This window comes from Aquabacterium sp. (assembly GCF_004297345.1).
In the GTDB taxonomy this organism is placed as follows: Bacteria; Pseudomonadota; Gammaproteobacteria; order Burkholderiales; family Burkholderiaceae_C; genus Aquabacterium.
The window spans coordinates 1-8,196 of sequence record NZ_SCTN01000035.1; the positions used below are offsets into that span (position 1 = coordinate 1).

Genomic DNA, 8,196 nt, shown 5'->3' on the forward strand with positions numbered 1-8,196 from the left:
CCCCTTGGGCTGGGGACTCTTCTTGGGCGCAGGATTCCCAGGAGTTGGCCCAGGCATGGGCGCACCAAAAAATCGTTTCAGAAACTCGCGCATCTGCGCCTGAGCTTCATCTTCATCATCGTCATCGCGCTCCACAACACGCTGTGTGGTGCGAATGCTCACCACAGCCGGGCCAACACGTTCAACCAACTCCGTGAAATCCGGCAAGCCTTTGACCACGACTGGCGCTTGCGTAGCCTGCTGGACCGACGCAGCAAGAGGCGCTGGTTGTTGCGCCTGGGACGGATGCGGGAACAAACTGGAACTCAGCACCAGCGCAACGGCCGAGACCACCGAACCGACGACCAGCGTGCGGCGAACGACGGAGGAGGACGAAGAGACTGACTGATTGGAAGACGTCATTTGCAAAACCTCGTTTGACAAAAAAACGATACAGATTGAAGGGGCAGAAACTACAACGTAGGAGCCACGCAGATGGCTGACAGTTCACTCAGCCGGCGTGAAGACAAGTAAAGATAACAAAAGCAAAAGCCGCTGCAGCCCAAAAGCTGAACAGCGGCCTGCAAGACGGAAAATTGGCCGCCTTAGCGGCCGCCAAACACCACCGGCCTGATCAAGTCGTCCTGACCTGCAAATGACGTTTCAGCGTGCTGCACGCCATGCTCAACGGCGAGCGTCTGATCCAGTTGAGGATCTCGAATCATGACTGCATCGCCAGGGCGATTGAAGGACGCACCACCGGCAATCGACAAACCAGGAGCACGCCCAGGTTCAGCCACCACGCCCCCAGTCCATTGCACTGGCATATAGGTGTTTGAACCAGCTTGAGCCAAAGATGCATCACCAGAGGGCGCCCCGACACCACTCGGCAAGATCTGCGAGGACATCAATACTCCAACGACCATCACAAATCCAGCTGCGACCGCCATGGGCCCAGCCCATGCACGGCGCTTGAGCGGCGCAACCACTGCAGAGGCCTGCTTCATGCCCGAAGCCATGCGCTGAGCGTTTACCGTCTGCGTTGCAGCAACAGGGGCCAGCACCACGGGCTCTTGTGCCAATCGTTCGCGGAACTTGTTCAGGAAAGCATCGCCGGAACTCGCGTGCGCCAAGTCATCCGAGCGCATCACATCACCAATCATCTGATAGTCATGCCAAGCGGCCCGCGCATCGGGCTGATCCCGCCAGGCAGCACAAGCACGCGCCACATCCGCAGACGGCGCCTCACCATCGGCCAATGCTGACAGAGCGGCGCGCGTAGCGTCACGATCACTGAAACGGTCAGACATGCGTATTTGCTCCTGAATCTCGCCTCGAATGCCGCAGCGTGCGACATTCTCATGAAGTACAGACTCGGCCAGCCGAAAAAAGTTCACTCAGATTTACATTTGAGCGAGGCACTCACCAGCGCTCACCCTGCCGGGTATCCAGCAACGGCCTCAAGCGCGTGGCAATCGCCTCTCGCGCACGGAAAATCCGGGAGCGAACCGTCCCGATCGGACAGTTCATCATCTCGGAGATTTCCTCATAACTGAGGCCTTCGATTTCCCGCAAGGTGATGGCCTGACGAAGGTCCTCCGACAGCGACTCAATGGCAGCATTCACTGTCTGGGCGATCTGCCTGCTGGCCAGCACGGATTCCGGTGTTTCGCCATCGCTCAATTCGTTTTCAACCCGAGAGTTGCCATCCTCCTCCTCGCTGGCCAACGCCATCGCCGATTCGGTGAGCAGCGGGTCACGCTTGAGGCCTATCATGGCCTTTTTGGCGGTATTGACGGCAATGCGATAAAGCCAGGTGTAGAACGCACTTTCCCCACGAAAATTGGGCAAGGCGCGGTAGGCACGAATAAAGGTTTCCTGGGCGATGTCTTCGACCAGATCAACGTCACGCACCATGCGGGCAATCAAGCGCTCGATGCGGCGTTGATACTTGACCACCAGCATCTCGAAGGCCTTTTGATCACCGCACTGGACCCGCCCCACAAGCGCCGCATCCACATCCACGATGGGCTCAACTGGCTCGGTATGCAAGACGCCCTCGGTCGGCGCCACATACACACGCGAAGGCGCGCCCTGATCAACTTGACCGGGATCGACTGGATCGTGAGGCTTCACCCGTGCTCTCCGGAGCGAGCGACAAAAACATCTTTGCACTCGTCATCGCGCATGACGAGCGTGGAAGGAAAAGCCGATTCGGAGCCGACATGACGATGACTGAGCCCATGTAAAGAGCCTGGCGGCATGACAGAAGAGCGCAACTTGAATCCTGATTTGTATGAATGCGCCCATGATGCCACTGCCTGGCTCAGCCAACGGGCAAGCCCCCCATGAAGGGTGGGCTTCGCATCCTCTGCCGTCGTCAGACGTGCCGGCAGATACAAAAGAGATCGAAGTTGGTGCAGGGAGTTCCGAGACAAGCCGCCCGCTACACCGGGCCGCTGCGCCTTCGCATCCAGCCAGATCCAGGATTGGCGAGGCGAGTTTGCCTGCATGGATGTCACGCGCAGCAACATCCAGCGCTGGAGATCCATCAACACATCCAGACGCACCGCGGCATCCCATTGCGCGACACGAAAACCGCCCACAGAACTGGTGACGCCGTCTTCCTGTACATCGCGAACGGGCCCCGTCCACAGCAGGGTCAGATGAGACCGATCCGCACGCCAGGTGGACCAGGTAGACCAGGCCAGCCAGCACCAACCTGCCGCGACGGACAAGCCCGCAAACAGCAACAAAGGAGAGCTGCCCCAGACCAATGCCTCATGAATGAGCCCGACAACCCAGGCGATCACCATGCATCCACCCACCAGCCAGAAGGCCGCTGCGGCTCGCCGGATCGACGGCAAACCGCCTGAACCTGACCACAAGGCCCAGGTGTTGGGTTTCATCATGGGATGCGGGGCCATGTTGACTCGCGACAAAAGCCCGGCGCCCCGTCAATCAGACGCGCTTGAACACCAGCGAACCGTTGGTGCCGCCGAAGCCGAAGTTGTTCTTCACGGCCACGTCGATCTTCATCTCGCGCGCGGTGTTGGCGCAGTAGTCCAGGTCACACTCGGGATCCTGGTTGAAGATGTTGATCGTCGGAGGTGAGATCTGGTTGTGCACAGCCAGCGCCGTGAACACGGATTCAATGCCACCAGCGCCACCCAGCAGGTGCCCGGTCATGGACTTGGTCGAGTTGACGACCAGGTTCTTGGCATGGTCACCAAAAGCTGCCTTGATGGCATTGGTTTCGTTGGCATCGCCCAGTGGCGTGGAGGTGCCGTGGGCGTTCAGGTAATGAACCTGATCAGGATTGATGCCGGCATTGCGCAGCGCCGACAGCATCGAACGCTTGGGGCCGTCCACGTCCGGGGCCGTCATGTGATAGGCATCACCAGTCATGCCGAAGCCGAGCAGTTCAGCGTAGATCTTGGCGCCGCGCGCCTTGGCGCTTTCGTACTCTTCGAGCACCATGACGCCAGCGCCCTCACCCAGTACGAAACCGTCGCGGTCCTTGTCCCAGGGGCGCGAGGCCGTCTTGGGATCGTCGTTGCGGGTCGACAGTGCACGAGCGGCAGCAAAGCCGCCAATGCCCAGAGGCGACACGGTGGCTTCGGCACCACCTGCGACCATGACGTCGGCGTCGCCGTATTCGATCATGCGCGCAGCCAGACCGATGGCGTGCAGGCCGGTGGTACAGGCCGTGACCACGCCGATGTTGGGACCCTTGAAACCATATTGAATGGACACGTGGCCGGAGATCATGTTGATGATCGACGCGGGCACGAAAAAGGGCGAGATGCGGCGCGGGCCGCGATCTGTGTATTCCTTGTGGGTCTGCTCGATCATGGGCAGACCACCAATGCCCGAACCCACCATCACGCCAATGCGTTCGGCGATTTCGGGCGTCAGGGCCTCGCCCGTAGGCAGGCCTGCATCACGGACGGCCTGCATGGAAGCAGCCAGACCGTAATGGATGAAGGTATCCATGTGGCGGGCTTCTTTGGCGGGGATGTAATCCTCGATGTTGAAGCCCTTGACCTCACCTGCGAACTGGCAGGCGAACGCCGAGGCGTCGAACTTGGTGATGGTTTGGATGCCGGACTGACCGGCAACCAGATTCGACCAGGATTCCTGAACGTTGTTGCCCACGGGGGTAACCAGGCCCAGGCCTGTGACGACGACGCGACGACGGGTCATGCTTGGATTTGAATAAGGTTGATTCGATGTGAACAAGGCCCAAGCTCATCGAGCAAGGGCCTTGGTCTGACTCAATCGGCTCAGGCCTTGACGTGCGACTTGGCGTAATCGATCGCCAGTTGCACTGTCGTGATCTTTTCGGCCTCTTCGTCAGGGATTTCGATGCCGAACTCGTCTTCGAGGGCCATCACCAGTTCAACGGTGTCCAGGGAATCGGCGCCCAGGTCGGCAACGAAGGCCTTCTCGGGGCTGACTTCAGACTCGGCAACACCAAGTTGCTCTGCAATGATCTTCTTGACGCGTGCTTCGATATCGCTCATGACTCCTCCAGGAGGTGGTGCAAACAAACCAGGGATTTTACCGGTTCGGCGTGTCTATAACGCCGCCGGCTCGAAAAAGGAAATTGAGATTCCCTGAACAATCTCAAAATCAGTTCATGTACATGCCGCCATTGACGTGCAGTTCCTGCCCTGTGATATAGCCGGCTTGTGGCGAGGCCAGAAAGGCCACGGCATCGGCAATGTCATCAGGCTGACCCAGACGGCCCAGCGGGATCTGCGCCTTCAAGGCGGTATGTTGCTCTTCTGTCAGGGCGCGGGTCATATCGGTGTCGATGAAACCCGGCGCCACACAGTTGACGGTAATGTTACGACTACCCAGCTCGCGGGCCAGTGCACGGGTCATGCCGGCCGCGCCCGCTTTGGCGGCTGCGTAGTTGGCCTGACCGGGATTGCCACTGGCGCCCACGACCGAGGTGATGTTGATGATACGGCCATGGCGCTGTTTCATCATGGGACGCATCACGGCGCGACTCAGGCGGAACACGGCCTTGAGGTTGGTGTCGATGACGGCATCCCAGTCATCGTCCTTCATGCGCATGGACAGGTTGTCGCGGGTGATGCCGGCGTTGTTGACCAGCACATGCAGCGCACCATGCTCCTTGAGGATGGCGTCCAGAGCGGCATCGACAGCTGCGCCGTCGGTCACGTTCAGCACGATGCCTTTGCTGCCTTCAAAGCCAGCCAGCGCTTCACTGATGCCTTGCGCGCCAGACTCGGTCGTGGCTGTGCCGATGACTTTCAGGCCTCGCTGAGCCAGCGTCAGTGCGATAGCACGGCCGATGCCACGGCTGGCGCCGGTCACCAGCGCGATTTGTCCCTTGAATTCCGTGCTCATGCCAGCAGCCCCTTGGCTTCAGCAAGCGAAGCCGGATCAAAAACAGTGGTTGCGATCAGATCAGCGTCAATGCGCTTGACCATACCGGCCAGCACTTTACCCGGACCGCACTCGATCACGTGTGTCACGCCCCGCGCCTTGAGGGCGAGAATGGTTTCAACCCAGCGAACAGGGCCGAAAGCCTGGCGGTACAGCGCATTGCGGATGGCATCAGCATCGGCGGCAACAGCAACGTCGATGTTGTTGATCACGGCAATCTGTGGCGCAGCAAATGCCGTTGCGGCCAGCTTTTCCTTCAAGCGCTCAGCGGCAGGCTTCATCAGGCTGGAGTGGAACGGTGCCGACACGGGCAGCGGCAAGGCGCGCTTGGCGCCGGCCGCCTTCAGCACTTCGCAGGCCTTTTCAACCGCGGCCTTGGTGCCAGCGATCACGGTCTGCTTCGGGTCGTTGAAATTCACGGCTTCCACAGCCTCGCCAACGGCAGCCGCCGCTTCAGCGCAACCAGCCTTCACGCCATCGGCATCCATACCCAGGATGGCAGCCATGCCGCCCGTGCCCACGGGCACGGCCTCTTGCATGACCTGCGCACGGAAACGCACCAGGGGCAAGGCATCCTTGAGCGTCAACACGCCAGCCGCCACGAGCGCAGAGTACTCACCCAGAGAATGGCCAGCCACTGCGACCGGGCTCAGGCCGGTTTCAGCCTGCCACGCGCGCCAGCAAGCCACACCTGCCGTCAGCATCACGGGCTGGGTGTTGGTGGTCAGGTCCAGCGCCTCCTTGGGGCCTTCTGCGATCAGGCGGGCGATGTCTTCACCCAGGGCATCAGAGGCTTCGGCCAGTGTGTCGCGCACGGCGGCGTGGCCTTCCCACGCATTGAGCATGCCCACGGCTTGGGAGCCCTGGCCGGGAAACACAAAAGCAAATGCAGTCATGACGAGGTCCTTGGTACTGTCTCAGGGAAATATGTTTTTTGAAATGCAAGAGCGGGCGTCAACTAAAACTCAGTAGTCCACCAGCACCGCCCCCCAGGTGAATCCGCCCCCCACGCCTTCGAGCATGAGAGTTTGACCACGCTGGATCTGGCCGCTGCGCACGGCGTGGTCCAGCGCCAGCGGAATCGACGCTGCCGAGGTGTTGCCGTGCTGATCGACGGTCACCACGATCTTGTCATACGGAAGTTTCAATTTTTTGGCAGTGCCCTGCATGATGCGCAAATTGGCCTGGTGCGGAATCAGCCAGTCGATGCAGGACTCATCCCGGCCCGCTGCCTCCAGCACTTCGTGCGCAGCCTTGTCCAGCACGTTGACAGCCAGCTTGAACACGGCCTGGCCGTCCATCTTGAGCGTGACGTCACCCAGAACCTGCCCACCAGAGACATTGCCCGGCACATTGAGCAGATCCACATACCGGCCATCCGCATGCAGGCAAGAGGACACGATACCAGGTAATTCGGACAATTCCAGCACCACGGCACCGGCGCCGTCGCCGAACAGCACACAGGTGGTGCGGTCCTTGAAGTCGAGCAGGCGGGAGAAGACCTCGGCACCGATGACCAGCGCACGACGAGTCACGCCCGAACGAATCATGGAATCGGCCACGGTCAGGGCGTAGATGAAGCCGGAGCACACGGCCTGTACATCAAATGCCGGGCAGCCGTGGATGCCCAGTTCGCGCTGAATCAGGCAGGCCACCGACGGAAAGACCATGTCCGGCGTGGAGGTGGCGCAAATGATGAGGTCGATGTCATCGGCCTGCAGGCCGGCCGCATCGAGGGCTTTGCGAGCCGCCTGCACGCCCAGCATGCTGGAGGTGACATCGGGCTCGGCAAAGTGGCGCGCATGGATGCCCGTGCGTTCGATGATCCAGTCGTTGGAGGACTGGATGCCATCGGCGGCGAGGCGATCAACCAACTCCTGGTTGGTGACACGCCTTGGGGGCAATTGGCTGCCTGTTCCGGCGATACGGGCAAATCGAGGGCCCGTCAACGCCTGTGAGCTGGAACGTGAATTGTCGTCAGTATGTCTTGTGGACATTGAGGGGTGGATCAGGCCGCCTGCCCCACATCCGCCGAACCGCTTGTTGTGTCAGCCGAAGTTGGCAGACTGACAAGCGTGGCTGCGATCTGGTCGTGAACCCGGTCCAAGAGCTTGTGACGGGCGGCATCATAAGCCCGATTCAGGGCCACTTCAAACGCCAGCTTGTCGGAGGAGCCGTGACTTTTGAACACCAGGCCGCGCAGGCCCAGCAGTGCCGCGCCACTGTAGCGACGGTGGTCAACGCGCATTTTGAAGTGATTTAGCACCGGCATGGCAACCAAAGCCGCCATTTTGGTGAAGATGTTGCGCGTGAATTCCTGCTTAATGAAGGCCGAGAACATGCCAGCCAGCCCCTCGGCGGTCTTCAAGGCGACATTGCCGACGAAGCCATCGCACACGACGATGTCCGAAGTTCCCTTGAAAATGTCGTTGCCTTCCACGTTGCCGTAGAAGTTCAGCAGGCCGCGCTCGTTGGCCGTACGCAGCAAATCACCAGCCTGTTTGATGACTTCGCTGCCCTTGATCATCTCTTCGCCGATGTTGAGCAAACCCACACTGGGGCTGTCTTTGCCGTCCACCGCCGACACCAGGGCACTGCCCATGACAGCAAATTGCAGCAGGTGCTCGGCCGTGCAGTCGACATTGGCCCCCAGGTCGAGCACCGTGGTGAAGCCGTCCTTCTGGTTGGGCATGACCGTGGCCAGCGCCGGGCGGTCAATGCCCTCCACCGTCTTGAGCAGGTAGCGCGCCAGGCCCATCAGGGCGCCGGTATTGCCAGCCGACACGCAGGCGTGCC

The 8,196-nt window shown here is 60.4% G+C and carries 9 protein-coding genes and 1 pseudogene; all 10 read right to left on the reverse strand.

All coding sequences use genetic code 11. The annotated features are described in order from the left end of the window. Positions 1 to 402: pseudogene (locus EPO09_RS00980) on the reverse strand (serine peptidase); the annotation flags it as partial. A gap of 182 nt (positions 403 to 584) precedes the next feature. Beyond that, positions 585 to 1,289, reverse strand: a complete 705-nt coding sequence (locus tag EPO09_RS00985) for a sigma-E factor negative regulatory protein (RefSeq protein ID WP_290639285.1) — start codon at positions 1,287 to 1,289, stop codon at positions 585 to 587. A 112-nt stretch (positions 1,290 to 1,401) separates the two neighbouring features. After that, entirely contained in the window at positions 1,402 to 2,007 is a 606-nt protein-coding gene (gene rpoE / locus EPO09_RS00990) for an RNA polymerase sigma factor RpoE (protein ID WP_290639301.1), read from the reverse strand. Between the two features lie 104 nt (positions 2,008 to 2,111). Further along, on the reverse strand, positions 2,112 to 2,795 hold the full coding sequence (locus EPO09_RS00995) for a hypothetical protein (protein WP_290639287.1): 684 nt from the start codon (positions 2,793 to 2,795) through the stop codon (positions 2,112 to 2,114). Positions 2,796 to 2,940: 145 nt separating this feature from the next. Next, the gene (gene fabF / locus EPO09_RS01000) at positions 2,941 to 4,185 is read right to left on the reverse strand and encodes a beta-ketoacyl-ACP synthase II (protein ID WP_290639289.1); all 1,245 of its coding nucleotides are present in this window, start codon (positions 4,183 to 4,185) and stop codon (positions 2,941 to 2,943) included. A gap of 80 nt (positions 4,186 to 4,265) precedes the next feature. Next, positions 4,266 to 4,505 (reverse strand): acyl carrier protein, encoded by a 240-nt coding sequence (gene acpP, locus EPO09_RS01005; protein WP_035034663.1) that lies wholly within the window; start codon positions 4,503 to 4,505, stop codon positions 4,266 to 4,268. 109 nt (positions 4,506 to 4,614) lie between these two features. Further along, positions 4,615 to 5,361: a 3-oxoacyl-ACP reductase FabG gene (gene fabG, locus EPO09_RS01010; protein ID WP_290639293.1), complete on the reverse strand. Its 747-nt coding sequence runs from the start codon at positions 5,359 to 5,361 to the stop codon at positions 4,615 to 4,617. Next, complete coding sequence (fabD, locus tag EPO09_RS01015; protein ID WP_290639295.1) at positions 5,358 to 6,296, reverse strand: ACP S-malonyltransferase; 939 nt, start codon at positions 6,294 to 6,296, stop codon at positions 5,358 to 5,360. The genes fabG and fabD overlap by 4 nt, the downstream gene beginning before the upstream one ends. 69 nt (positions 6,297 to 6,365) lie before the next feature. Continuing rightward, positions 6,366 to 7,397 (reverse strand): beta-ketoacyl-ACP synthase III, encoded by a 1,032-nt coding sequence (locus EPO09_RS01020; RefSeq protein ID WP_290639297.1) that lies wholly within the window; start codon positions 7,395 to 7,397, stop codon positions 6,366 to 6,368. 11 nt (positions 7,398 to 7,408) lie between these two features. Further along, the coding region (gene plsX / locus EPO09_RS01025) for a phosphate acyltransferase PlsX (RefSeq protein ID WP_290639299.1) at positions 7,409 to 8,196 on the reverse strand (788 nt) is incomplete at its 5' end.